The organism is Celeribacter sp. HF31, assembly GCF_011806455.1.
In the GTDB taxonomy this organism is placed as follows: Bacteria; Pseudomonadota; Alphaproteobacteria; order Rhodobacterales; family Rhodobacteraceae; genus Celeribacter.
In genome coordinates, this window is record NZ_JAATOT010000002.1 from 137,620 (window position 1) to 163,091 (window position 25,472).

Sequence of the window (25,472 nt, forward strand, 5' to 3'; positions counted from 1 at the left end):
ACCCGGAGGCGAAGGGCGTCGTTCTCGAACCCGTCACAAATCGGTTGCCTACAGATACACATCCATGACTCATTGGACACATGCGGAGTCAACCTGCATTCAAATTCAATTTTTCGTTTTATTTCTGGAACTTGAAGGGTTCATCATCCTGTCTGGGTTCTCTCTCATGAATAACGCCCACAAGGCATCGCGGCCCTGAGAAAAGACGGTCGTGTCATCGGGATGTCGATGGCCCTTGCCGTCGATTTCGCCTTACAACGCCAGCGCGGAACATCCCTTAAGAAATTGTTTTCATATGATTTTGCCACTAGCCTAGGCACAAATCCCCCCAACGCGCATTTTGCGCAGTGAGAGCATCATGGCAAAAGACCCCCGCGAGATGGCTGTCGCGTTTTTCAATGACGCCGACAAGACCGTGGCCTTTAACCGGCTGTGGTTCAACATCATGCGCGTGCATCGCAATTTTTACCCGCGCATTGCCAAAGACCTCAAGAAACGCGGCGTGCGCGATCTGATCTGGCACGAGATTCTCTGGGAGATTGAACGCGGTGGCGCTGAGGGGCGCAGAATGTCCGAGATCGAACAGGTGCTTTACCTGCCGCAATACGCCTTGTCGCGTCACATCAGCCGGATGGAAAAAGAGGGATTTCTCAGACGTGAATATATCCGCGACGGGCGGCGCAAACATGTGTTGTTTCTCAGCGAGAAAGGCGCCGGGATCAATGCGGAGATGTGGCCGATCTACCAAAGCGCCATTCAGGACGAATTGGGCCCGCTGATCTCTGAAGAAGACGCCTATTTGATGTCCTATCTCATGATCGGCATTCTGCGCGAGGACGAGAACGCCAGGGCCTGAGACCCGAGCAGCCGACGCAGTGCCACAAAAAGCGGCCTTCGCACGCAACGCCCGCGAAGGCCCTTGTTTTCAGAACGGCTCTCAGAACTCTTTGGTGAGCATGAGGCTCACGCTGCGCCCCGGCTCCTTGAGCGTGTTGATCTCATCCTCGGTAAAGTCATTCCCGTAGGTGCCGCGATCGGCATAGGTTTCATCGAAGATATTGTTGATCTCGGCTCGAAGCGTCAGCCCATCAACACTGCGCGGACGGTATTCGGCAAAGACATTGGCCACGACATAGCCCGGCATTTTCTCCAAAAACCCGTCGCCTACGCCCGTGTCATACTCCAGATCATACTCAAGTGCCGCATCAATGCTGCCGCCGATCACCATGTCATAGTCGATCAACTCCTGTTGCACCTCAAGCGAGAAAACACCGCCCAGAGGCGTGCCATAGTCCAGCACCGCATAGCTCGAAGCCGCCGCCCCGTTCAGCTCCGCCTCGCTGTAGGTATAGCTCATGCGCGCAAAGCCGGAGGTCCAGTCGTAAGACCCAGCCAGCGTAAACCCTTTGCTCTCAAAGTCTGCGTGGCCCGCGACATAGCCCCCCGCGCCCCCGTCATAGGCCGAGGTACGCACAGTGTAGAGCTTGGTCTGGAACAGCTCCGCGCCTAGGCGCAACGGCCCCTCCTCCCAATTCGCCCCCAGCACGATGTTCTCACCACGGGTCACCTCGGTCAGCCCACTGTAATCCCAGGGATCGGCAAAGAGGTAGTTGTCCTCGACCGGAATGCCGCCAAACACATTGGAATAACCCGCCCGCACGGAAAAGCTCTGCGTGATGGCATATTCGACGGAGAGGTTGCCGCTCAGCCCGTCATTTTCGTGTTTGGCGTCGTTCACATCGGTGAAGGTCTGCGTGTCATATCTGAGACCTGCCGAGAGGTTCAGCCCCGCCATCGGTTCAACGCGTGCCTGCGCGAAGAGGCCAAAGTTCTCGATCCGCTCGCGACCGAGTTTCTCCCCCGTCGAATAGATCGAATATTGGCTGGTCTTGTCGATGTAATCCACACCCGCCGTGATCGTGGCCGTCTCGCTCTGGTGAAAGTGGTTCTTTGCTGTAAAGCTCAGCGTGTCGGTCAGGCCGGAGCTGTCATAAGGCGTCTCCTTGTCCACCTCGGTCGCAGAATAGCCAAGGGTCAGCTCAGGGTCCCAAAGCCCCGCCGCCTGGGTGTTTTCATAGCGCAACGCATAGATTGTGCGCTCGGTCTCATAAAGCTCAAGCGGATTCCACGTGGCCGCGCCGAAGTTGGCGCGCCGGTTGCGCAAGGCGTCATCCTGCATCTTCTGCGCAGAAAACTCGACGCGATCCCCGGTCTCGGCCTCATAGGCCAGTTTGACAAGAGCGCTGTCGAGATCGGTGCTGGTGCCCAGAACGGTGTTGCCAGCGCCATCCTCGAAATCGTCCCCGTCCATCTGTTTGACATAGGCCAAGCCTTCAAAGCCCGCCTGACGGGCGGCCAAGGTCACGGAGCGGCCAAAGGTGTCGCCGTTCTCGCCATAGCTCAACCGCACACGCCCGCCGAAATTGTCGCCGGGATCAAGCATATCGCCCGCGTCGATGGTTTCCATCGTCACAGCCCCCGCCAGCGCCTCGAACCCCGCATCCGCAGGGGCCACGCCCGGATCGACCCGCACGAATTTCATCAGGCCCGGATCAAAGGCGTTGGCACTGACGTGGTGGAAAATACGATTGTTCTGCGCCACACCGTCGACCGTCACCCCGAGGTTGAGCATATCGACGCCGTTGACGAAGATCTTCTGCGCGATGGGGATCGCGCCCCCGACAGAGACAGAGGAAATCCCCGCAAAGAGGTCTTTCAAATCGCCCATGCTGGCGGCCTCAAGTTCGGCCTCCGACACATAGGCCGAGGTCGCGCGGTCTGCCGCCCCGGCATTCGCGTCGGTCATCTCGACATAAATCGGATCGAGGTAAATGATATCGCTCTCTTGCGCCGACAGCGCCAGAGTATTCGCGCCAAGGATGGTCGTCGCCAGCAACGCGGTGCTCAACTGTGTCATGATCTCACCTGTGGTCAAAGGTTGGCAGGATCGCTGGCACGGGGGGCTGGCTTTGTGTCGTGGTGTTAGCGGCTCCTCTATTGTCATGCAATTGCATGTTAGTGTGCGGGGTAAGATTTTTGCCGCCCCAGCCCTCCCTCGTACACGTCTGCAGACTTGCACCCAAACCCCGCTTCATGGGATAGGGTCTCAAACCCTTTGCGAGGATCCCGCCATGCCCGCCACCACAGCGCCCAAAGACGTCACCATCGGCAATGTGACCTTCTCCAACGCCCGGCCTTTTGGCCTGATCGTCGGCCCTTGCCAGTTGGAAAGCCTCGATCACGCCCGGATGTTGGCGGAAAAGATCGCGGAGGCCTGTGCGCCCACGGGCACCGGGTTTGTGTTCAAGGGTTCCTATGACAAGGCCAACCGCAGCTCCCTGTCGGGCAAGCGCGGTTTGGGCGCAGAGAAAGGCCTCACCATCTTGTCGAAAATCCGCGAGGAATTCGGCGTTCCGGTGATCACCGACGTGCATGAGCCAAGCCACTGCGCCAAGGCCGCCGAAGCGGTGGATGTCTTGCAAATCCCGGCGTTCCTGTGCCGCCAAACGGACCTGTTGCTCGCTGCGGGTGAGACCGGAAAGGCCGTGAACGTCAAGAAAGGCCAATTTCTGGCCCCGTGGGACATGGATAATGTGGCGGCGAAACTGGCCTCGACGGGCAACGATCAGATCATGCTCTGCGAGCGCGGCACGTCCTTTGGCTATAACACGTTGGTCAGCGATTTCCGGGGCCTGCCGCGGATGGCCCAGACCGGCTATCCGGTGATCATGGACGCCACCCATTCGGTGCAACAACCGGGCGGCCAGGGCACCTCGACCGGCGGCGACCGCACCATGGTGCCTGTGCTGGCGCGCGCGGCAGTGGCCGTCGGGGTTGCGGGGCTGTTCATCGAGATCCACGAGGACCCGGACAACGCGCCCTCCGATGGGCCGAACATGCTCAAGATCGAAGACCTCGGCCCGCTTTTGGCGACACTGCATGCGCTGGACAGCGTGGTCAAACCCGCTTGATTTGGAACATGTCCGCCCTGCGGTTCACCCCGTGGGTCGACAAAATTTTTGATAAATCGGACGTATTTTTGCATCTGACTTCAGTCGCCTGAAACCTTCAGCCCCTAATCTGCTGTTGTGTAAAAGGAGAACTGTTATGTCCGAGCAAATCCGTCCTGTCCCTGCACCTGTCCCTTCAGTGGCCCAACCTGTGCCGCAGCCCGTGCCACTTGCGATGCAGCAGCCCCTGCCACAGCAGAGCGCGCCCAAGCCGATGCGGGTCACGCCGGAGGTGCAGAGCGAGGCCGCGCCGGAGAAACTGTGTGTCATCTCCGATTGGGCGATGTTCTAAATCGGGCTCGCATATGCCTTGACCTCTGTAGGCCGCGCCTGACATTCTGGCGCTCGATCTGCCTTTTGAGGTCCCGATGCCCACCCCCGTCTCCTCCATTCGAAACCTCGGCCCCGCCTCTGACGCGTCTTTCGCGCGCGCCGGGATCGACAGCGCCGAAGCGCTGCGCGAGCTGGGACCGGATGCCGCCTACACCCGCCTGTTGGCCACCGGATCGCGACCGCATTTCATCGGCTATTACGCTATGGTCATGGGGCTTCAAGGCCGCCCTTGGAACGATTGCAAGGGCGAGGAAAAAGACGCACTGCGCGCCCGCTTCGATGCGATCGTGGCCTCTGTGGCCGCCGACACCACGGCCGCGCCGACGGGCATCGAATCTGTGCTCAATGAGATCGGCACCGGGCTGCGGCGCTAAACAAAACCGGAACCCGATCCGCATCACAGGCGTTCTCTTCTCAACACGAAAAGGAGAACACCATGGACCTTATCCGCATTCTCGTCGCGATTTTGCTGCCGCCCCTGGGCGTCTTCTTGCAGGTGGGATTTGGCAAACACTTCTGGCTCAACATCCTGCTGACGCTTCTGGGCTACATCCCCGGCATCGTCCACGCCGTCTGGATCATCGCCCGTACGCCGGAGCACAGCCGTATTTGAACGGGCCCCATTTGAGAATGGCCCGATTTGATCCGGCGGTAACAGACCCGCCCTAAGATACCCGCGACAGGCCCAAAAGGCCGTCACGAATTTGCGTTTCTCATGAAAGCCGGAACGCAAAAGGCCGCCTCCTTTCACAGGGGGCGGCCACATTTTTGAGCGAAGACTTAGACTTAGCCGACCAGTTCGAGACCGGAGAAGAAGTAAGCGATTTCCACCGCTGCGGTTTCCGGAGCGTCGGAGCCGTGCACGGAGTTTTCGCCGATGGAGAGCGCGAACTCTTTGCGGATGGTGCCTTCTGCGGCGTCGGCCGGGTTGGTGGCGCCCATGACTTCGCGGTTTTTCGCGATGGCGTTTTCACCTTCGAGAACCTGCACAACGATCGGCTCGGAGATCATGAATTCGCACAACTCGCCAAAGAACGGACGGTCTTTGTGGACGCCGTAGAATTCCTGCGCCTGAGCCAGCGTCAGCTGGATGCGCTTGCTTGCTACGACACGCAGGCCGGCCTCTTCGAATTTGGCAATGATCTTGCCGGTCAGGTTGCGCTTGGTTGCGTCGGGTTTGATGATGGAGAAGGTACGCTGGATCGCCATGGGACAGAACCTCTTGGATGGGTCAAATGGAACGAACAGGGCAACACACCCCGCCCGAAAGATTGCGCGCCGGATAGCATGGGACGCACGCTTTGAAAAGCGGCGATTGACACTCTTTGGGCGACGCGACACAGTTGCCGGGATTGAAGATTTCTTCAAAAGGCATTTGAAATGAGCAAACTAAACCTCCTGATTGTCTGCACACTCTTTTCCGTATTCGGTCTCTTTCCTCTCTCGGTCAGCGCCCAGTCAAAGTTTAATGCAGATTACCCGATCTTTGAGAGCATAGCAGATGTCGACAAAATCATCGTGGATCTGACAAGCGCTCTAAAAATTGATTAGCTTCTGGTTAAAGTGTCAGGCGATCAAACCTTGACCGCTCAGAACCGGGCAGTCGTTCAACAGCAACTCACGGCTCTTTTCCCGCGCAAAATCAAAAACCACGCCGTCCTGATCGAGCGCGAGTCAGGCGAGGGTTTTCGGGAAAAAATCGACGTTTTCTGGGCAGATAAGCAGTATCTTTTCACACAGACCATCACACATCAACGAGACGACGGGGTGATTGTCATGGAATTCAAAGTCAATACGTCGCTCTCGCAAATAAAACCCTACTTTTGATGGCAGACAGCGCGCGGGCTCTGGACGCGTCAATAGCCCACTGCTAAGCCGCGCTTATGCTTAAGATCCAGAACATCACCTATTCCGTCGAAGGCCGCACTCTGATCGAGGAGGCTTCCGTCACCATTCCCACCGGCCATAAGGTCGGGATCGTGGGGCGCAACGGTGCGGGCAAGACCACGCTGTTTCGCATCATCAAGGGCGAATTGGTGCTGGAAACCGGCGCCATCGAAATCCCGAAACGCGCCCGCATCGGCGGCGTCGCCCAGGAGGTGCCCGGAAACGAGGTGTCTTTGCTGGACACGGTTCTGGCAGAGGACAAGGAACGCGCGAGCCTGATGGCGGAGGCGGAAACCGCCACCGACCCGCACCGGATCGCCGACATCCAGACCCGTTTGGCGGATATTGATGCCTGGTCCGCCGAGGGCCGCGCCTCGTCGATCCTCAAAGGGCTTGGTTTTACCGAAGAGGAAATCAAGATGCCCTGCTCGGCCTTCTCCGGCGGGTGGCGGATGCGTGTGGCTCTGGCGGGGGTGCTGTTCTCGCAGCCCGATTTCCTGCTCTTGGACGAACCGACCAACTATCTCGACCTCGAAGGCGCGCTTTGGCTTGAGACCTATCTCGCCAAATACCCGCACACCGTGCTGTTGATTTCCCACGACCGCGCGCTGCTCAATCGTGCTGTCGGCGCGATCCTGCATCTCGAGAGCAAGAAACTGACGCTCTACTCCGGCGGCTACGACGATTTCGCCCGCACCCGGAGCGCACAGCGCGCCGTTCAGGCCGCCGCCGCGAAGAAACAAGAACTGCAACGCGCGCATTTGCAGAGCTTTGTGGATCGCTTCAAGGCCAAGGCCTCGAAAGCCAAACAGGCGCAGTCGCGCGTCAAGATGCTCGAAAAGATGGAGACCATCACCGCCCCCGAAGACGCGGCCCGCGTGGTGTTTTCCTTCCCCGAGCCCGAGGAACTATCGCCACCGATCATCAATATGGAGGGTGCCTCCGTCGGCTATGATGGCAAGGCGATCCTGCAGCGTCTGAACCTGCGGATCGACCAAGACGACCGCATCGCTTTGCTGGGCCGCAACGGCGAGGGCAAATCGACGCTGTCGAAATTGCTGTCCAACCGTCTGGACCCGATGGGCGGCCAGATCACCCGGCACAACAAGCTGCGCATCGGCTTTTTCGCCCAGCACCAGGTGGACGAGTTGCACCTCAACGAGACCCCGCTTCAGCACCTGCAAAGCGCCCTGCCCGATTTCCACCCGCCGAAACTGCGGGCGAAACTTGCGGGCTTTGGTCTTGGGGCCGATCAGGCCGACACCGAGGTGGGACGCCTGTCCGGTGGGCAAAAAGCGCGGCTCTCGCTGTTGCTCGCCACACTCGACGCGCCGCACCTCTTGATCCTCGACGAACCCACCAACCACCTCGACATCGAAAGCCGCGAAGCGCTGGTCGAGGCGCTCACCGCCTACACCGGCGCCGTGGTTCTGGTGTCGCACGACATGCACCTTTTGAGTCTCGTCGCCGACCGGCTTTGGTTGGTGAAAGACGGTCGCGTGGCCCCCTATGAGGAGGACCTCGACGCCTATCGCAAACTTTTGCTGCAAGGCGATGAAAAGCCGAAGGTCGAGAAGAAAGACAAACCCGCGCCAAAAGCCAAAAAGGCCAGCCGCGATGAAATTCTGGCGCTCCGGGCCGAGGTGCGCAAATGTGAGGAACGTGTCGGCAAGCTGACCGACATGAGCAAAAAGCTTCAGGTCAAACTGGCCAACCCCGAGCTTTACGAGGACAAAGAGGCCGCCGTGGTCTGGCAAAAGAAATACGGCGAGGTGACGGAGGCGATGGATCGTGCCGAGGCGCTCTGGATGGATGCGCTCGAAAAGCTGGAGCAAGCGGGAGGCTAAGCCATGGAGTGGCAGGTTCTGATCACGGCCTTCATGACGCTTTTCGTCATCATCGACCCGATCGGCCTTGCGCCTTTGTTCGTGGCGCTGACACAAGGGGCCTCTGCCAAACACCGCCGCGCGGTGGGCCTGCGCGCCGTGCTGATCGCTTTCGTGATCCTGACGCTCTTTGGATTGTTCGGCGATCATGTGCTTGAATTCGTGGGCATTTCCATGCCTGCTTTCCGTATCGCAGGCGGGCTTTTGCTGTTCCTCACCGCGCTTGAAATGCTCTTTGAGAAACGCTCGAAACGTCGCAGCGAACATGCCGAGCACCCGGAACACCAGCCCGTCGAAGACCCCTCCGTCTTCCCGCTTGCCACGCCTCTGCTGGCCGGTCCCGGTGCGATCACCTCGATGATCCTGTTGATCGATCAGGCCGATGGCGTCCCCGGCGTGCTGTTGATGCTCGGCGTGATGGTCGCCGTTTTGGGCGTCTGTCTGATTTTCTTTGCCCTGAGCAACGTGATGGAACGCGGTTTGGGCGCAACGGGGATCAATGTGGTGACGCGTCTGATGGGCATGCTTTTGGCCGCTTTGTCGGTGCAATTCGTGGCCGACGGCATCAAGGCGCTGTTTTTCGTCGCTTAATCGTTATGCAGAGCGCGATTTGTCCCACTACAAAATGTCCCACTGACAAATCCAAAACGCGTGCCTATCTATAGCGCATGGATCAAATGGACACCGCCCGCATTCTCTATCTGTCGCTGCTGTTAGGCGCCGTCGGCTTTTATTACGTCGTCGCCAATCGCCGCAATCTTGGCCAGATGGCGCGTCACGCCGCACTTTGGGCACTGATTTTCATCGGTGCTCTGGCCGCTGTGGGTCTCTGGCAGGACGTGCGCCCGCGTCTGGCCCCCGCACAGATCAGCGACGGTGCCGGTGTGATCACCGTGGATCGCGACAGGACCGGGCATTTTTCCGTGATCGCCGAGGTGAACGGCGCACCGGTGGAGTTTCTGGTCGACACAGGTGCGTCGAATGTCGTGCTCTCGCTGGAAGACGCCGAAAAGGCCGGGATTGACGTGGACAATTTGGCCTTCACGGGCCGCGCCCAGACGGCCAACGGCACGGTGCGCACCGCGCCTGTACGGATCGACACGCTGGGGCTTGAGGGCATCACGGACGATGGCGTGCGCGCCTATGTCACGGATGGCGAGCTGTTCGGGTCGTTGTTGGGCATGGACTATCTGCGGCGGTACGACACGATTGAGATCAAACAGGACAAGTTGGTGTTGACGCGGTGAGTTGAGGGGCTCTGCCCCTCTTGGCCCTTCGGTCCAATTCAAACTGAAATATTTCGCGGGGGATATTTAAAGACAAAAGAAGGCCAAATCAGCCCTTCTTGCTCTCCGCCTTCTTCTCCCAACGACCGCTTTCCTCGGACCAATATTGCGCCTCTGCTCCGGCGGCGGTCAACGTCTTCCATTGCACGCGGGCGTGTTGCACCGCGTCCGGGTCGTCGCCGTCGAAGAGGATGCAGGCGCGGTCGAGCGCGGCGATGTCTTCGGCGTCCAGATCCGCCCCGCCGACGCTCATTACACAGGACGCCGCGTTGCCGCCCGCCCCGGTTGTAAACAGGATCGGCTGCTCCGCGTCATGCGGTCCGCCTTTGATGCCATGCGGCAGAAAGCCTTCGCGCAGCCAAAGTGCTTGATCCAACGCGCGGAGCATCTCATCCGAGCGTCCACGCACCTCCACGCGCCAGCCCGCTTGCAAAGATTTCTCAGCAAGCGTGGCCAGCGTCTCCGCCAGAGGCGCGCGGGTCAGGTGGTAGAAATAGACTGCGCCCATAGGGGGTTAGCCCTCTTTTTTCAGATCGGCATTCATCTCGTCGATCATCCGGTTGAGCGCCAGAACGCCCCAGCCGGTCGCCCCTTTCGGGGCCAAGGTGGTCGGCGTCGAGACAGAGGCCACGCCCGCGATGTCGAGGTGAATCCAGGGCGTCTCATCCTTGACGAAGCGCTTGAGGAATTGCGCGGCCGTGATGGCCCCGCCCCAACGCGGACCGACGTTTTTCATATCGGCCACATCGGATTTGATCAGCGCATCGTAGCCCGCCCCAAGAGGCAGGCGCCAGGCGCCCTCGCCCTCAGTCTCGGCGGCTTTCAGGAAGCCGTTGCAGAAGGCGTCGTCGTTGGAGAAGACCCCGGCGTTTTCATGGCCCAGAGCCACCAGACAAGCGCCGGTGAGCGTCGCGAGGTTGACCATGGCGCGGGGCGCAAAAGTTTCTTGCGCGTACCAAAGCACATCGGCCAGAACGAGACGGCCTTCGGCGTCGGTGTTGATGATCTCGACGGTGTCGCCCTTCATGGATTTGACCACATCGCCGGGGCGTGTGGCCTGACCGTCGGGCATGTTCTCGACGAGGCCCACGAGGCCCACGACATTGACGGGCGCCTTGCGCAGAGCGAGCGATTTCATCACGCCGGACACAGTGCCCGCGCCGCCCATGTCCATGGTCATGTCTTCCATGCCCGCACCGGGTTTCAGGGAAATGCCGCCGGTGTCAAAGACAACCCCCTTGCCCACAAGCGCAATCGGGGCCTCATCGCCACCCTCAGACCATGTCATCACCACCATTTTCGTGGGCGTCACAGAGCCTTGGCCGACGGAGAGCAAGAGGTTCATGCCCAACTCGGCGAGACGGTCCTCTTCGAACACCTCGACTTTGAGACCGAGACTTTCAAGCTCCACCAGACGTTTGGCGAATTCCGTGGTGGTCAACACATTGGCGGGCTCGGAGACCAGATCGCGGGTGAAGAACACGCCCTCGGCCAGCGCGGTGACGGTTGAGAGATCAACACTCTCGGGTTTGGTCACGGCGAGCGTTACGGCAGGAACGGTGACCGGCTCATTGAGCGTTTTGTGATCGGTGAAGCTGTAATGTTTCAGCGCAATCCCCAAGGCCAGGTCTTCGACACGTTTGACACTGCCCGGAAGCACCAGCGCATCGGCTTTGCCAAGACCCGCACCAATCGCCCCACCGGCTTTGCGGCACAGCTCTGTCGAGGCCTGGTTGGAGAGTTTGACGACCTGAACAGCGTCGGCCTCCAGCCCAGTCGGATAGGCGAGATCCTTGGCCTCGCCCTCTTTCATCGCTTCGAACCCGTCGCTTTCGACGAACCGCGCCAGAGCGCCCTTGGTCAGCCGGTTGATCCGCCGCGCGGGCAGCCCCAGTTTGCCATCGGGGGCGACAATCACGACCACGCGGCCTTGAGCGGTGGCAATGGCATCGAGATCGAGGGCGGCAACGGAAAGTTGGGCAAGCGCGGTCATGGGAGATCCTGTTTGTTTTCAGCTCCGTTATAGGTAGCGGTCAATGCCCCGACTGACCAGTGCGAGTTTGCGCCAGGGCGTCCCGCGAAGGGTCCCAAGGCGAGATTGGACCTTTCTCCTTGCGCGCTGTGACGATAAAGTCCGGCGAAAATATGTGTACGGGAACGGGACCACGGGTTTGGGAAGATTCGACAAATACATGCTTCAGCAATTGCTGATGCTGTTCGGGTTCTTTTCGCTCGTGCTGGCGCTCGTATTCTGGGTGAATGGCGCTGTCGGGCTTTTGGACTGGCTGATGGGCGACGGCCAATCGGCCTCGACCTTTGTTCAGCTCACCTTGCTGTCCATTCCCTCTATTCTGTTGAATTTACTTCCGATTGCGGCCTTCGGCGCCACCGTCTACGTCACCAACCGGCTGTCGTCTGAATCGGAACTGGTCGTGGTTCAGGCGGCGGGCTATTCGCCCTTTCGGCTGGCGCGCTCGGTCCTTGTGTTTGGCGTCATCGTCGGGCTGATGATTGCCGTGCTGGCGCATATGCTGGTGCCTCTGGCGCAACGCGAACTGGAGCTGCGCCGCGCCGAGATCGCCAGCGACGTGACCGCGCGGCTTTTAACCGAGGGCTCTTTCGTGCACCCGGCCAAGGGGGTGACCTTCTATGTGCGCAATATCACGACGGCGGGCGAGCTTGAGGATGTCTTTATCTCGAACAGCCGCACCGAGGGCGAGCGCCAAGGCTTCATGGCCAACAAGGCGCTGATCGTGAAGGACGACGAGGGCCCGATGCTGTTGATGTTCGACGGCATGACACAGACCTATGATCTCGCGGACAACCGCCTGTCCGTCACCCGCTTTGACAGTTTCGCCTATAGTCTTTCCGGTCTTTTGAGCAAGGACCCGAGCCAGAAGCGGTCCATGCGCTCGACCGACAGCCTTTCACTGGTGCGTGCCGACGCGGCGCTTTTGGCCGAGTTGGGTGCCAGCCGGCTGCAGATTCTGGCCGAGATCACCCAACGCACGAACAAGGCCGTGCAGGCCGTTGTCATATCTCTGGTGGGCTTTGCCGCGCTGCTGATCGGTGGATTTTCGCGCTTCGGTCTGTGGCGACAAATCCTTTTGGCCATTACACTTCTGGTCGTCGTGAAATCTCTCGACAACACCTTTGAGGGCATGATCGATCGTGATCCGACGCTTTGGCCTTTGCGTTATGTCGCCTCGCTCCTGGCCATCGTCATGGCCTATGGTCTGTTGTGGAAAACCGCCCGCCCGCGTCTGCGCCCGCATCCCCGCGGCTCTCAGGAAGGGTCAAAGACGGAAAGGACAGGATCATGAGGCTCGATCTCTATTTTGCCCGTCGTTACATCCGCGCGCTTCTGATGGTGCTGGGCATCTTTGCCGGTCTCATCGCCATGGTCGAAAGCCTCGATCAAATCGGTAAATTTTCGGACGTTCAGGCCGGCGGCACCACGATCCTGATCATGGCCTTGCTGCGTGTGCCGCGCACCCTCTACGAGATTCTGCCCATCATCGTGATGATCGCCACGCTGGTTTTGTTTCTCGGCCTCGCGCGCTCTTCCGAACTGGTGGTGGCGCGGGCTTCGGGACGCGGGGCGATGCGATCGCTGGTGCCGATCGCGATCGTCGCCTTTGCCTTTGGCGTCTTGACCGTGGCTGTGCTCAACCCCTTCAGAGCGGCCACCGAGCACGCCTATGAAACCCGCGAAAACCTGTTGCTAAAGGGCGAGCGTCAGGTGTTTTCCGTCTCTGACGAAGGGCTTTGGCTTCGAGAAGGCGATGCGAATGGGCAAATGGTGATCCGCGCCAGCCGCTCGAACCTGGATGGCTCTCTGCTGCAAGACGTCAGTTTCATCGGCTACAGCCACGACAGTTTGCCGATGTTCCGCATCGAAGCCAAAGATGCGCGCATCGAAGACGGTCAATGGGTGCTCACCGAGGCCAAGCGCTGGCCGCTGACAGGCGCCGCCAACCCCGAAGCCGCCGCCACATTTCACGACCGGCTGACCCTGCCGACCAGCCTGAGCCTCGATGAAATCCGCGACCGCTTTGGCTCGGCGAAGGCCGTCTCGATCTGGGAAATGTCCAGCTTTATCGACAAGCTCGAAATTGCCGGGTTTTCGGCACGCAGCTATCGCATGTGGCTGCAAAGCGAGTTGGCGCTGCCCTTTGCCTTTGTCGCCATGATGTTGATCGCGGCCGGGTTCACCATGCGTCACACCCGGCTGGGGCGCACCTCGACCCTGGTTGTGACGGCGATCATTCTGGCCTTTGGATTTTATTTCCTCCGCTCTTTCGCCATTGTCATGGGACAGAACGGATTGCTGCCCATTGCTTTGGCGGCCTGGGCGCCACCGCTGGCGGCCATCCTCGCCACGCTTGCACTTCTGCTGCATCTGGAAGATGGATAGGGATATGACTGCTGCTTCGCCTTCTTCCTCTGCCCTGCGCCTTTTGCAACGCGCTGTGCCGCGTCTTTTGCCCGGTCTTTTGACACGTCTTCTGACCGGGGTGTCGCGGCGCGCCTGTCAGGTCGCTTTGGTGGCGATGCTGTCGCAAGTCCCCCTGCCCCACGCCGCCATGGCGCAAGACGCGGCATCTTCGCCGCCGACCGCGCTTTTGGCCAATGGCGTGACCTTCGATGGCGAGCTGTTGATCGCCACAGGAGATGTCGAGGTGCTGCAAGGCACCAGACGCCTCACGGCCAGCCGCATCACCTACAATCAGACCACCGGCGCGCTCAGTATCGAGGGGCCGATCCGCCTCACGCAAAACGACGCGGACGCGGTCATCCTGGCCTCGACCGCCGAGCTCGACATCGCGCTCAGGAACGGCATCCTGACCTCTGCGCGCATGGTGATCGACCGCCAGATGCAATTGGCCGCCGCGCGCCTCGACGTGGTCGACGGACGCTATATCCGGATGCAGAAATCCGTCGCCTCGACCTGTGAGGTCTGCGTCAATCGCCCGGTGCCTCTGTGGGAAATCCGCGCAAAAGAGATCATTCACGACAGCGAGGCGCGCCAGCTCTATTTCACCAATGCGCAGTTCCGCCTGATGGATGTGCCGGTGCTCTGGCTGCCGCATCTGCGGGTGCCCGATCCGACGCTAAAACGCGCAAACGGCTTTCTTGTGCCGGAAATTCGCACCGACTCGACACTCGGCACCGGCATCGTTGTGCCCTATTTCATCACCCTGGGCGATCACCGCGATCTGACCGTCGCTCCCTATCTTGCGACCAAGACCACGACGCTGAACCTGCGCTATCGTCAGGCCTTTGCAAAGGGCGATCTGGAGTTGAACGGCGCGGTCAGTTCCGATGACACCCGCGACGGCCTGCGTGCCTATCTCTATGCCCAGGGCCAATGGGACATCGGGCGCGGGCTCGATTTCGGCCTCGACCTGCGCGCCGCCTCCGACATCGCCTATCTGGCGGATTATGGCATCGACGATGGCGATTACCTGACATCGAAAGTCACGCTGACGCGCTACCGCGCCGATGAGGCGCTGGACGCCCAGCTCGCCTATTCGCGCAGCCTGCGGGCCTCGGATGTGGTGATCGAGGACGAGCTGCCGTTTCTTTTGGGCGAGTTCAGCTATGAGCGCCTCGTGACCGTGCCGCAATTGCCCGGACGGCTGAGTTTCGGGCTTTCGGCGTCGACCTCTTATCGCGACTCGGAAGACGACATCGACGGCTATGATGTCATCCGTCTGGGGGCCGAGACCCGTTGGCGGGGCGGTGCGGTCTTTGGGCCGGGGCTCAAGATCGAGAGCACGGCGGCGCTCTTCGCCGACGGTTACCTGCAGCAACAGTATTCCGCCTATGAAAACAAACTGATCCGTCTGACGGGCGAAGCGGAAACCCGGCTAAGCTGGCCCCTGCTGCGCCAAACTGCGTCTGGCGCTTCGCAACTTTTGGAACCGATGCTCCAGCTCGGCTGGTCGGACACCTCCGGCGGCGATGTGCCCAATACGGATTCGCGCTTTGTCGAATTCGACGAGGGCAACCTTTTGACGCTGGCGCGTTTTCCCGGCGCGGACCGGCGCGAAACCGGCCTGACCGGAGCCGCAGGGCTGCATTTCGCGCATTTCGGTCAACATTCCGAATATGGGCTGACGCTGGGGCGTGTGCTCTATCTGGAAGACATCCGCGCCTATACCGAAAGCTCGGGGCTCTCGACGCGGCAATCCGACTGGCTTTTGGCCGCCAATATGCAATTCGACACCGGCCTCGCCTTCACATCGCGGGCGCTGTTCGATGACACGGCGGACATTACGAAATGGGAAACCCGCCTCGATTACATGCGCCCGCAGTATAGCCTTGGCACCAGCTACGCCTATGTGATTGCCGACGCGATGGAAGAGCGGGATACGGACCTCAATGAATTCGGCTTCGACGGCGCCGTGAAAATTGCCCGGAACTGGTCGGCGACGGCGCAATATCTTTACGATTTCACCGAAGATAGCGAGACGCGTGTGGGCTTTGGTCTGGAATTTCAGAACGAATGCACGCGGTTCAACCTTGGGTTGAGCCGACGCTATTGGGACACGGATGACCTTGACCCGACCACCCGCGTGTCCTTTTCTGTGGGCTTCGGCGCCTTCGCCTCCGAGGAACAGGCCGGGTCATGCGCATTTTAAGCCGAGGTCTAAAGGATCCGCGGCGGACTTCCGCGATGTTTCGCCATCGTGATGTCCCGGCCCGTGGCAATCCGCTTGGCCCGCGCCAAGAAACCTCTTAAGAAAGAAGCGAACACCCCGGGGCGCGTGAGGCGCGGCCCGAACGGGGGTAAAGATTGGAATATGGGAGTTGGCATGACACGCAAATTCGGGGCTGATCTGATCGCCGGGCTGAAGAAAGCCACCCTCGGGACATTCTGCGCTGCGGTTTTGGCGCTGTCCTCCGGCCTCGCGCCCGCCGCCGCACAGAACCTCTTTGCCCCGGTCGCCTATGTCAACGACAAGGTGGTGACCAACTATGAGCTCAATCAACGCATTCAATTCATGTCCGTTCTGGGCAGCGTTCCCACCCGTCAGGCCGCCCTCGATGCGCTGATCGAGGACCGCCTCAAGGCCGATGAAATGGAGCGTGTTGGCCTCGAGTTGACCGAGGAACAGATCGCCCAGGGCATTCAGGAATTCGCCAGCCGTGGCGGTCTCAAGCCAGAGCAATTCCTGAGCCTGATGGCGCGCGAAGGCGTCAGTGCCCAGACCGTGCGCGATTTCGTAGCCACCGGCAACGCCTGGCGCGAATATGCCCGCGCGCGCTTTGCTTCCAAGGCCCAGGTCTCCGAGGTCGAGGTCGATCGCGCCCTGCAAAACAACGGACCGTCGGGCGGTTTGCGCGTGCTCCTTTCGGAACTCTTCCTGCCAGCGCGCACGCCTGAAGAACGCGCGAAATCCGAAGCTCTGGCCAAACAGATCGCCGCGCGTCCGACCATCGGCGCCTTTGCCGCCGCCGCCCGCGAATATTCCGTCGCGCCCTCGCGCGAAAAAGCCGGGCGGATGGATTGGGTCAACATCGGCGATCTGCCGCCCGCTCTGCGCGGCACGGTCGCGGGTCTTAAACCCGGCGAAATCACCGCGCCGCTCTCGACGCAGAACGCCATCGGCATGTTCCAGCTGCGCTCCGTCGCGGAAACCACCCGTCCGACGCCGAAAGCCGATGCGATCAAATATGCCGCCTATTACATCGCGGGCGGACGTTCCGAAGCCGCTTTGAAACGGGCCGCTGAGGTCAAGGCCAGCGTGGACAGCTGCGAAGACCTGTACACCGTCGCCAAGGGAGAGCCTGCGGAGGTGTTGCAAATCGACACGCTGCCTGCGGGCGATATTCCGACGGATGTGGCGATCGAGCTGGCCAAGCTCGATCCCGGCGAAGTCTCCACCGCGTTGACCCGCGCCAATGGGCAGACGCTGGTGTTCCTGATGATGTGCGGCCGCACCTATGGCAACTCGGCCGAAGCCGACCGCGATCAGGTCCGCAATCAGTTGCAGACCCGACGCCTCGCGGCCCTCGCGGACAGCTTTGTCGCCGAAATGCGGGCCGATGCGACCATCGTCTACCCCTGATCTGACGCCCGGGAAGGGCCTGTTATGAAAGAAGAGATATGAGCCCGGCTGCTTTTGCCCCCATCGCACTCAGTTGCGGCGAACCGGCGGGCGTCGGGCCCGAGCTGGCCGTCACGGCCGCGAAAATGCTCGACGGATCGGTGCCGTTTTTCTGGATCGGCGACCCGCGCCACCTGCCCGATGGCGCGCATTACATCGAAATCTCCGCCGCCCACGAGGCGCATCACGTCGCCTCCGGCACACTTCCCGTGCTGCGCCATGAGTTCGCCGCTCCCGCAACGCCAGGCCACCCGGACCTGAGCAATGCGCAGGGCGTGATCGACGTGATCGCACGCGGCGTGTCTCTGGTGCAATCGGGGGCCGCTTCGGCGCTTTGCACCGCACCGATCCACAAGAAAGTCCTGAAAGACGGCGCCGGGTTCGCCTTTCCCGGCCACACCGAATATCTCGCCCATCTGGGCGGCGTGGAGCGCGTGGTGATGATGCTCGCCTGCCCTGAATTGCGCGTGGTGCCGGTGACCATCCACATCGCGCTCAAGGAGGTGCCCGCCGCGTTCACCCCCGAGCTGCTCGAAGAGACCATTCGCATCACCGCTCATGATCTGAGCCGGTTCTGGGGGATTGAACGCCCGCGCATCGCGCTTGCGGGTCTTAATCCGCATGCGGGCGAAGGCGGTGCGATGGGTCTGGAAGAACTCGATTGGATGATCCCTCTGATCGAACGCCTGTCTGTCGAAGGCTTTGATCTCAAAGGCCCCATGCCGCCCGACACGATGTTTCACGCGAGGGCGCGGGCGGGCTATGACGTGGCGCTCTGCGGCTATCACGACCAAGCGCTCATTCCGATCAAGACCATCGATTTTTCCGGCGGCGTCAATGTCACGCTGGGCCTGCCCTTCATCCGCACCTCGCCCGATCACGGCACAGCGTTTGACATCGCGGGCAAAGGCCTTGCCGACCCGACAAGCCTGATCGCGGCGCTCAAAATGGCGGCAGACATGGCCGAAAAAGGAGTGCGCTGATGGCCACCGTTGACGGGCTTCCGCCGCTGCGCGATGTGATCGAAACCCACGGTCTCGTCGCCAAGAAGTCTCTCGGGCAGAACTTTCTTCTCGACCTGAACCTGACATCGAAAATTGCCCGCCAGGCTGGCGACCTGACGCAATCCGACGTCTTGGAAGTGGGCCCCGGACCCGGCGGGTTGACCCGTGGTCTTCTGGCCGAGGGTGCGCGCAAGGTTCTGGCCGTTGAGAAAGACAGCCGCGCCATGGGGCCTTTGTCGGAAATCTCCGCCGCCTACCCCGGACGGCTTGAGGTGATCAATGCCGACGCGTTGGAGATCGACCCGCTGGAGCGTCTGACGCCGCCTGTGCGCGTGGTCGCCAACCTGCCCTATAATGTCGGCACGGAGCTTTTGGTGCGCTGGCTCACGCCCCCCTCATGGCCGCCCTATTGGGCCTCGCTGACGCTGATGTTCCAGAAAGAAGTGGCGGAGCGCATCGTCGCAGAACCCGGGTCGAAAAAATACGGCCGGCTCGCGATCCTCAGCCAATGGCGCACGCGGCCCCGGATTGTGATGGAACTGCCGCCCGAAGCCTTTAGCCCGCCGCCGAAAATCCACTCTGCCGTGGTGCATCTCAAAGCCCTGCCCGCGCCGCGGTTCGAGGCCGATCCCAAAGTGTTGGAGCGCATCGTCGCGGCCGGGTTCAACCAGCGCCGCAAGATGCTCCGCGCCTCGCTCAAGGGGGTTGCGCCGGAGATCGAGGACCGGCTGATCGCCGCCGGGATCAAACCCACGGACCGCGCCGAACAGGTGCCGATCGAAGGGTGGTGCGCCTTAGCACGCGAAATTGCGAAAGGATAAGCCATGTTTTCCCATGTCACCGTCGGCGCCGACGATCTCGACCTGGCCGCTGCCTTTTATGACGCCGTGCTGATCCCTTTGGGGCTTAAGCAACGCGAGGTGATCCCCGATGGCGGCCCGGACTCGCGCTGTTGGGTCCGGCCGGAAGCGCCTTATCCCAGGTTTTACGTCTATAAACCCTTCGATGGCACGCCTACGCGCGCGGGCAATGGCACGATGCTGGCCTTTGTCGCCCCCACCCGCGCCGCCGTGGACAGGGCCCATGCTGCCGGACTGGCGCAGGGCGGCACGGACGAGGGCGCGCCGGGTCGCCGACCGCAGTATGCGCCGGATTACTATGGCGCTTACCTGCGCGATCCCTCGGGCAACAAGATCCATATCGTGCACCGCGCCGAGTTGACCGAGAGTTTCGGTATTCTGCCCTAGGGGATCGTCATGGCCACCTCTCGACAAACACCCCCTGCGGCCATGATCCTCCTGATCCTGGCGCAGGCCTTTTGCGCGCTGTTTTTCGTCAGTGATGTGATCACCGATCTGAATGAAGTTGGCGGCAAGCCGCCTCTGCATCTGTCGATCGAAGCCATCGCCGCCGCCACTTTGGTGGTTGCTATTCTGTTGGATATCAGGGTCCTGCGCGCGCTTGTCACCCGCAAAGCGCGGTTAGAGGACAGCCTCAAAGAGGCCTCGCGCGCCGTGTTTGAGGTGATCGAAGCGCATTTCGACGGCTGGGCGCTGTCGCCTGCGGAGCGCGATGTTGCGGGGTTTCTTGTCAAGGGCCTGTCGATCACCGAGATCGCCGCGCTGCGGGGCAATAAGGAGGGCACGATCAAGGCGCATCTCAACGCGATCTACCGCAAATCCGGCACCAAAAACCGTGCCGAACTGATGTCTGCGGTCATCGACACCTTGATCGACGCGGATATGACCGGCGACGCCTAAGCCCCTCAACAGAAAAACCCCCGCCGAGAGCGAGGGTTTCATCTGTTCTCCGCCTTATTCGGCGGCGTCCGGAGCGGCCTCTGGCGCCGGTTGCGGTGCGTCAGAGGAAGCCTCTTGCGCCGCTTTCGCAGCCGCTTCCGCATCCTTTTCCGCCTTGGTCTTGCGCGGTTTGCGCGGCGCCCGCGGTTTTTTCGGCTTCGGCGCCTCGGTCCCCTCTTTCGGGGCCTCCTCCGGCGTCTCTACGAGACCGGTGTCGCCATCGTCCGCTTTGCGGTCGACAAAGACCAAATCGGGCTGATCGCCTTCGCCAGCCGCCTGGTGCTCGTCGCGTTTGCGCTGACGCTCGGCACGCTCAGATTCCTGACGCTCACGACGCTCGGCCTGTTCGCGCTCCTGCTGTTCGCGCTGCGCTTCCTGTTCTTTTTGGGCCTGGCCCAAAAGGCGAAGATAATGCTCCGCGTGCTGTTGAAAGTTCTCAGCGGCCACGCGGTCGTTACCAAGCTGGGCATCACGGGCAAGCTGGTTGTATTTCTCGATGATCTGCTGTGGCGTGCCACGCACCTTGCCTTCGGGGCCGGAGCTGTCGAAGACGCGGTTGACGATATTGCCAACGGAACGGCTGCGGTTGTTCTTGGACCGCGAACGGTTTTTAGAAGATCTCATATGTTGTTCTTTCGAGCCTATATCTCGGTAAGTCGAGCCTGTTGCCGGATTCTTGGACCGGCTTGTCCTGGAACTGGCTTGTCTGTCCTTGTTTATCTGCACTTCATGTTGTGGTCTGCGCTCCCCGAAATGAGAGCCCTCAACGTCAAAGCTGTGCAGGGTAACCGCGTTGGGGAGTGTCCTCCGCCTGACGCTTCCCCCAGTAACCATGTACATCCGCGCATTACAAGAGGTTTTTGCACGTGGGTTTCGCCAAATTGAACCGTTTTGCCCGGATTTTGCCAATCCATGCTTGGCTCCACAAAGGGTATCGCTAACAGGCACTCTGGCGCAAAAGGATTAGCAAATCCCTTATTGCCGCTGAACCGGGCGCATTCGTTTTCCGGATCATTTTCCCGCATTGCGTGGATGTGGATTCGGGGCCTGTGCCGTGACCACGCGATCACGCCCATCGAGATCGGCGATGACCCGCACGGCCTTGAGGCCCTGAGCCAGAAACAGATCGGAGACGGCAGCGCCTTGGCTGGGGCCGATCTCCACCATGATCCGCCCACGCGGCGCCAAATGCGCCCGCGCGCCCGCGGCAATCGCACGATAGCACATCAACCCATCGGCCTCATCCGTCAGCGCCATGCGCGGCTCATGCGCAAGCTCTGGCGACAGCCCCGCCATCTCGTCCACGGCGATGTAGGGCGGGTTGGAGACGATCAGATCGAACTGGCCCGCGATGCCGTCCCACCAATCGGCCTGTAGAAACCGCGCGCGTGTGACAAGGCCAAGCGCCTCCGCGTTGCGCTTTGCGACCGTCAAAGCGGCCTCGGAGAGATCCGTCGCAAGGCCCTTGGCCAACACCTGTTCCGCCAGCAATGTCAAAAGGATAGCGCCCGATCCTGTGCCAAGATCCAAGACAGAGGTGAAAGGTTTCGACAGCGCCTCCCCGATCAGGATTTCCGTCTCGGGGCGCGGGTCGAGCACATCAGACGAGACCTGAAACCGCCGCCCGTAAAAGTCGCGATAGCCCAAGATATGCGAGACGGGTTCACGGGCCAGACGGCGCTCAATCGCCGCTTCAAACGCCGCTCTGTGATCCGCTGAAATTTGATCCGGCATCACAAGCGTCAGCCGCCCCGGCTCCAGCCCCAAGACATGCGCCATCAACAGCCGCGCGTCCCGCGGCGCGCCGTCAACCCCGGCCTCTGTGAGGCGTTTGGTGCCGGCGATCAAAGACGCCTGAACACTCCCCTGCGCACTCACCCTTCCATCTCCGCCAAAAGCGCGGATTGATGATCCGAAATCAGCGCGTCAATCACCTCATCGAGGTCACCCTGCATCACCTGATCGAGCTTGTAGAGCGTCAGGTTGATGCGGTGATCCGTCATGCGCCCTTGCGGGAAATTATAGGTGCGGATGCGCTCGGACCGATCGCCCGAGCCGACCTGAGATTTGCGATCGGCAGAGCGCGCGTCATGCAGTTTTTGCCGTTCTGCATCATAAAGCCGGGCTTTGAGCACATTCATCGCGATCTCGCGGTTGCGGTGCTGGGATTTCTCCGACGAGGTCACAACGATTCCCGTCGGGATATGGGTGATCCGCACCGCCGAATCCGTGGTGTTGACGTGCTGGCCGCCCGCGCCGGAGCTGCGCATGGTGTCGATGCGGATGTCATTGGCGTTGATCTCAATGTCCACGTCCTGCGCCTCAGGCAGCACGGCGACGGTGGCCGCAGAGGTGTGAATGCGCCCGCCGCTTTCGGTCTCCGGCACACGTTGCACCCGATGTACGCCGCTCTCGAATTTCATCCGGGCAAAGACGCCCTCGCCCTTGATATTGGCGACAACCTCTTTGACGCCGCCCAACTCGCCCTCGGACAGTTCGATGATCTCGAATTGCCAGCCCTTGGCCTCGCTATAGCGCTGATACATCCGCAAAAGATCTCCGGCGAACAACCCCGCCTCATCGCCGCCCGTGCCGGGGCGAATTTCGATGATGGCGGAGCCGGTGTCGGCGGCATCCTTCGGCAAAAGCGCGATTTGAAGCGCCTCCTCGGCCTCCGGCAGCGCAGCTTTGAGACCAGGCAGTTCCTCTTCGGCCAGTGCCTTCATCTCCGGGTCCGCGAGCATCTCCTCGGCCTCGGCGATCTGGGAACGCAGGCTCTGGTAGCCCCGGATTTGATCCACCACGGGGCGCAACTCGGCATATTCGCGGCCAAGGGCCACGATGTCCCCGGTGCCTTGCGACATCGAGGCCTCAAGGAATTCAAAACGCTGAAGGATTTGGTATAGGCGATCTTCTGGTATCATGGCGTGATCTGTTGCCCGCGATCCGGGCCAGCGTCAAGAGACATCGCTAAAACCCAGCGGCCTCGATCCACGCCTCCGCGCGCCGCCCGTTGACGCCCATATCGGATTTACCAAAGCGCAGGCGGGCGAGGATCACCACTTCGGCGCCGCTCTCATGCGGCCGCGCGGCGATGGTGGTGAAATCCGGGAATCCCCAAAATGCGGTGCGGGTGCGATAGGTCAGACGCCCCTCCTCGACCGATCCGGCGATGTGACGCGTGCGCGGTTCGGTCTCGGCAATGGCCGCCAGCCGGGTGAGCGCCTCTTCGGGGTCCATCGGCACGCTCAACAGACGTTTGACGCCCCCGGGCGCGGGATCGGCGGCGGCGAAGGGGTCGACATGCCAGCGCGCAGGATCGGTGGGCGCCAGACGGATCAGCGCCTGCAAGGCGACAAATGCGATGATGATGCCCCAGAATACCATTTTCATGCGTCCTTCCGGCGTGTCCATCCATAGAGGCTGATGATCTCCATCAGCACATGCGCGCCTGCGATGGCTGTGGCGCCGGTGGTGTCATAGGGCGGAGAGACCTCGACGACATCGCCGCCGGTGAGGTTGACGCCCGCGAGATCGCGCAGGATCGCGGCAGCTTGCCATGAGGCCAAGCCCCCCCAGACCGGCGTGCCGGTGCCGGGGGCGAAGGCCGGGTCGAGACAGTCAATGTCGAAGGTCAGGTAGCAGTTGCGGTCGCCGACGATCTTTTTCACCTCAGAGGCCACCCATCCGGCGCCGCGTTCATGCACGCTGCGCGCGTCGATGATATTGACGCCCATCGTGTCTGGGTTGTCGGTGCGAATGCCGATCTGAACCGAGGTTTTCGGATCGATAAGGCCGGTTTTCACAGCCTTGTAAAACATGGTCCCGTGGTCGATCCGGGTCAGATCGTCGTCTTGCCACGTGTCGGAATGCGCGTCGAAATGAATAAGGCTCAGGGGGCCAAATTTTTCGGCATGTGCTTTCAGGATCGGATAGCTGATATAGTGATCACCGCCCATCACGAGGCTTCCGGCACCGGCGGCCAGAATCGTGCGGATGTGATCGGTCAGACGATCGGGAAATTCGGAGACCATGGCGTAGTCAAAGGCCAGATCGCCGTAATCCACGACATTGAACTCATCAAACGGCGAATAGCCCCAGCCATAAGGCGCATCAAAGGCCTGCAAAGCCGAGGCCTCGCGAATGGCGCGCGGGCCAAGGCGCGTGCCGGGGCGGTTGGTCACGGCCTGGTCAAAAGGCACGCCGGTGATCGCCAGATCGACGCCCGCGAGATCCTTGGTATAGCGGCGACGAAAGGCCGAGAGCGCACCGCCAAAGGCGTTCTCAAAGGCCAGCCCCCGCCCCGTGCCGGTAAAGGCCAGATCGATCTGAGTTTTCGCGTCTTCCAGCGCCATCACCGCACCCTTTTGTCTATCCTGCGCCAGTGTAGCTATCGTATCCGGCTTGGCAATCGCATCCCGGAAATTCAACACAAAAAAGCCCCCCGCAAATCTGCGAGGGGCCGTGGCGGTTCACGTGTGTGTGGGGGGGAACGAACCGCCTGTCATGATCTGCTCAGATCAGAACTTTCCGGATTAGAACTTGCCGGATTAGAATTTGAACGACACACGGGCGCCCAAGGTGGTGGCCGAAAGGTCCGTGCCGCTGTTGTCGAATTCGTCGAATTCGTTCTGCAAAAGCTCGGCACCGACGTTGATGCTGTCGGTCACGGCGTAGTCCACACCGATACCATAGGTGTAGCCGGTGTCATCGTAAGACACGCCACCGATGTCGGCATTGGCATATGCCGCACCGACCACACCGTAGATCAGGGCCGGACCGGCGTCATAACCGGCGCGCAGTTTCAGACGGGTCAGGTCATCGAGGTTCGCGGTGTCGTTTTCGATCTCAGAGCCGAGATATTCCAATTCGCCGCCGAGCACGAAATCGCCGAAGTCATAGTTGTAGCCGCCGAAGAGACCGTAGGTCATATCGTCCGCGTCATCGAGCGCGTCGTTGCCCCAGCCATAGCCAAGCGTCGCACCGGCGTAGCCACCGGTCCAATCGGTGCCAGACACCGGCACGACGGGTGCGGGCGCGATGGTCGGTTGCTCGATCACCGGCTCGGAATAGCCGCCAGCGAAAGCCGGTGCGGACAGGGCCATGGCGCTCAGAACCAATACGGGGGTTGCGATACGTTTCATTGTATT

27 protein-coding genes are annotated in these 25,472 nt (G+C 60.9%); 17 read left to right on the plus strand and 10 right to left on the minus strand.

Annotation, left to right across the window (positions count from 1 at the left end; translation table 11 throughout):
• Positions 1 to 358 precede the first annotated feature (358 nt).
• Complete coding sequence (locus HCZ23_RS04075) at positions 359 to 856, plus strand: MarR family winged helix-turn-helix transcriptional regulator (protein WP_167600437.1); 498 nt, start codon at positions 359 to 361, stop codon at positions 854 to 856.
• An 81-nt stretch (positions 857 to 937) separates the two neighbouring features.
• Here the strand turns inward: HCZ23_RS04075 and HCZ23_RS04080 are convergent, their stop codons facing one another.
• Positions 938 to 2,917 (minus strand): TonB-dependent receptor, encoded by a 1,980-nt coding sequence (locus HCZ23_RS04080; protein WP_167600438.1) that lies wholly within the window; start codon positions 2,915 to 2,917, stop codon positions 938 to 940.
• A gap of 214 nt (positions 2,918 to 3,131) precedes the next feature.
• Between HCZ23_RS04080 and kdsA the strand changes: the two genes are divergently transcribed.
• The 4 genes from kdsA (at position 3,132) to HCZ23_RS04100 (ending at position 4,956) form a co-directional block, all read left to right on the plus strand.
• Positions 3,132 to 3,971, plus strand: a complete 840-nt coding sequence (gene kdsA, locus HCZ23_RS04085) for a 3-deoxy-8-phosphooctulonate synthase (protein ID WP_167600439.1) — start codon at positions 3,132 to 3,134, stop codon at positions 3,969 to 3,971.
• A gap of 136 nt (positions 3,972 to 4,107) precedes the next feature.
• Entirely contained in the window at positions 4,108 to 4,302 is a 195-nt protein-coding gene (locus tag HCZ23_RS04090; RefSeq protein WP_167600440.1) for a hypothetical protein, read from the plus strand.
• Between the two features lie 76 nt (positions 4,303 to 4,378).
• Complete coding sequence (locus HCZ23_RS04095) at positions 4,379 to 4,717, plus strand: TfoX/Sxy family DNA transformation protein (protein ID WP_167600441.1); 339 nt, start codon at positions 4,379 to 4,381, stop codon at positions 4,715 to 4,717.
• 62 nt (positions 4,718 to 4,779) lie between these two features.
• On the plus strand, positions 4,780 to 4,956 hold the full coding sequence (locus HCZ23_RS04100; protein WP_167600442.1) for a YqaE/Pmp3 family membrane protein: 177 nt from the start codon (positions 4,780 to 4,782) through the stop codon (positions 4,954 to 4,956).
• 173 nt (positions 4,957 to 5,129) lie between these two features.
• Here the strand turns inward: HCZ23_RS04100 and ndk are convergent, their stop codons facing one another.
• Positions 5,130 to 5,552, minus strand: coding sequence for a nucleoside-diphosphate kinase (ndk, locus tag HCZ23_RS04105; protein ID WP_167600443.1), 423 nt, complete (start codon positions 5,550 to 5,552; stop codon positions 5,130 to 5,132).
• A 372-nt stretch (positions 5,553 to 5,924) separates the two neighbouring features.
• Here ndk and HCZ23_RS04110 point away from each other — a divergent pair, with 372 nt between their 5' ends.
• From HCZ23_RS04110 to HCZ23_RS04125, 4 genes are all read left to right on the plus strand, one after another.
• Positions 5,925 to 6,170: a hypothetical protein gene (locus HCZ23_RS04110; RefSeq protein WP_167600444.1), complete on the plus strand. Its 246-nt coding sequence runs from the start codon at positions 5,925 to 5,927 to the stop codon at positions 6,168 to 6,170.
• Between the two features lie 56 nt (positions 6,171 to 6,226).
• Positions 6,227 to 8,077 (plus strand): ABC-F family ATP-binding cassette domain-containing protein, encoded by a 1,851-nt coding sequence (locus HCZ23_RS04115; protein WP_167600445.1) that lies wholly within the window; start codon positions 6,227 to 6,229, stop codon positions 8,075 to 8,077.
• A gap of 3 nt (positions 8,078 to 8,080) precedes the next feature.
• Positions 8,081 to 8,707: a MarC family protein gene (locus HCZ23_RS04120; RefSeq protein WP_167600446.1), complete on the plus strand. Its 627-nt coding sequence runs from the start codon at positions 8,081 to 8,083 to the stop codon at positions 8,705 to 8,707.
• Between the two features lie 77 nt (positions 8,708 to 8,784).
• Positions 8,785 to 9,363 (plus strand): TIGR02281 family clan AA aspartic protease, encoded by a 579-nt coding sequence (locus HCZ23_RS04125; RefSeq protein ID WP_167600447.1) that lies wholly within the window; start codon positions 8,785 to 8,787, stop codon positions 9,361 to 9,363.
• 88 nt (positions 9,364 to 9,451) lie between these two features.
• On the opposite strand, the gene HCZ23_RS04130 is transcribed toward HCZ23_RS04125, so the two are convergent.
• Together HCZ23_RS04130 and HCZ23_RS04135 are read right to left on the minus strand one after the other, a co-directional pair.
• Entirely contained in the window at positions 9,452 to 9,910 is a 459-nt protein-coding gene (locus tag HCZ23_RS04130; RefSeq protein WP_167600448.1) for a DNA polymerase III subunit chi, read from the minus strand.
• A gap of 6 nt (positions 9,911 to 9,916) precedes the next feature.
• Positions 9,917 to 11,395, minus strand: a complete 1,479-nt coding sequence (locus tag HCZ23_RS04135) for a leucyl aminopeptidase (protein WP_167600449.1) — start codon at positions 11,393 to 11,395, stop codon at positions 9,917 to 9,919.
• A gap of 199 nt (positions 11,396 to 11,594) precedes the next feature.
• On the opposite strand from HCZ23_RS04135, the gene HCZ23_RS04140 reads away from it, so the two are divergent.
• The 8 genes from HCZ23_RS04140 (at position 11,595) to HCZ23_RS04175 (ending at position 20,283) form a co-directional block, all read left to right on the plus strand.
• Positions 11,595 to 12,725 (plus strand): LptF/LptG family permease, encoded by a 1,131-nt coding sequence (locus tag HCZ23_RS04140; protein WP_217703124.1) that lies wholly within the window; start codon positions 11,595 to 11,597, stop codon positions 12,723 to 12,725.
• A complete protein-coding gene (gene lptG, locus HCZ23_RS04145; protein ID WP_167600451.1) occupies positions 12,722 to 13,819 on the plus strand; it encodes an LPS export ABC transporter permease LptG in 1,098 nt (365 codons plus the stop codon). Before HCZ23_RS04140 ends, lptG begins: the two co-directional genes overlap by 4 nt.
• Before the next feature lie 4 nt (positions 13,820 to 13,823).
• Positions 13,824 to 16,049 carry an LPS-assembly protein LptD gene (locus HCZ23_RS04150; protein WP_167600452.1) on the plus strand — a complete coding sequence of 742 codons (2,226 nt, stop codon included), beginning with the start codon at positions 13,824 to 13,826 and terminating at the stop codon, positions 16,047 to 16,049.
• Positions 16,050 to 16,223: 174 nt separating this feature from the next.
• Entirely contained in the window at positions 16,224 to 17,480 is a 1,257-nt protein-coding gene (locus HCZ23_RS04155) for a peptidylprolyl isomerase (RefSeq protein ID WP_167600453.1), read from the plus strand.
• 38 nt (positions 17,481 to 17,518) lie between these two features.
• Positions 17,519 to 18,502: a 4-hydroxythreonine-4-phosphate dehydrogenase PdxA gene (pdxA, locus tag HCZ23_RS04160; protein WP_167600454.1), complete on the plus strand. Its 984-nt coding sequence runs from the start codon at positions 17,519 to 17,521 to the stop codon at positions 18,500 to 18,502.
• Positions 18,502 to 19,344 (plus strand): 16S rRNA (adenine(1518)-N(6)/adenine(1519)-N(6))-dimethyltransferase RsmA, encoded by an 843-nt coding sequence (rsmA, locus tag HCZ23_RS04165; protein ID WP_167600455.1) that lies wholly within the window; start codon positions 18,502 to 18,504, stop codon positions 19,342 to 19,344. The genes pdxA and rsmA overlap by 1 nt, the downstream gene beginning before the upstream one ends.
• Positions 19,345 to 19,347: 3 nt before the next feature.
• Positions 19,348 to 19,770 (plus strand): VOC family protein, encoded by a 423-nt coding sequence (locus tag HCZ23_RS04170; protein WP_167600456.1) that lies wholly within the window; start codon positions 19,348 to 19,350, stop codon positions 19,768 to 19,770.
• Between the two features lie 42 nt (positions 19,771 to 19,812).
• On the plus strand, positions 19,813 to 20,283 hold the full coding sequence (locus HCZ23_RS04175) for a helix-turn-helix transcriptional regulator (RefSeq protein WP_254869920.1): 471 nt from the start codon (positions 19,813 to 19,815) through the stop codon (positions 20,281 to 20,283).
• A gap of 54 nt (positions 20,284 to 20,337) precedes the next feature.
• Here HCZ23_RS04175 and HCZ23_RS04180 read toward each other — a convergent pair whose 3' ends face one another.
• The 6 genes from HCZ23_RS04180 to HCZ23_RS04205 form a co-directional block, all read right to left on the minus strand.
• Positions 20,338 to 20,946, minus strand: a complete 609-nt coding sequence (locus HCZ23_RS04180; RefSeq protein WP_167600458.1) for a DUF4167 domain-containing protein — start codon at positions 20,944 to 20,946, stop codon at positions 20,338 to 20,340.
• A 387-nt stretch (positions 20,947 to 21,333) separates the two neighbouring features.
• Positions 21,334 to 22,200, minus strand: a complete 867-nt coding sequence (prmC, locus tag HCZ23_RS04185) for a peptide chain release factor N(5)-glutamine methyltransferase (protein WP_167600459.1) — start codon at positions 22,198 to 22,200, stop codon at positions 21,334 to 21,336.
• Positions 22,197 to 23,246 (minus strand): peptide chain release factor 1, encoded by a 1,050-nt coding sequence (prfA, locus tag HCZ23_RS04190; protein WP_167600460.1) that lies wholly within the window; start codon positions 23,244 to 23,246, stop codon positions 22,197 to 22,199. Before prfA ends, prmC begins: the two co-directional genes overlap by 4 nt.
• Before the next feature lie 46 nt (positions 23,247 to 23,292).
• Positions 23,293 to 23,715 (minus strand): DUF1499 domain-containing protein, encoded by a 423-nt coding sequence (locus tag HCZ23_RS04195; protein WP_167600461.1) that lies wholly within the window; start codon positions 23,713 to 23,715, stop codon positions 23,293 to 23,295.
• Positions 23,712 to 24,677: an agmatinase gene (gene speB / locus HCZ23_RS04200; RefSeq protein WP_167600821.1), complete on the minus strand. Its 966-nt coding sequence runs from the start codon at positions 24,675 to 24,677 to the stop codon at positions 23,712 to 23,714. Before speB ends, HCZ23_RS04195 begins: the two co-directional genes overlap by 4 nt.
• A 195-nt stretch (positions 24,678 to 24,872) precedes the next feature.
• Positions 24,873 to 25,466: an outer membrane beta-barrel protein gene (locus HCZ23_RS04205; RefSeq protein WP_167600462.1), complete on the minus strand. Its 594-nt coding sequence runs from the start codon at positions 25,464 to 25,466 to the stop codon at positions 24,873 to 24,875.
• Positions 25,467 to 25,472 lie beyond the last annotated feature (6 nt).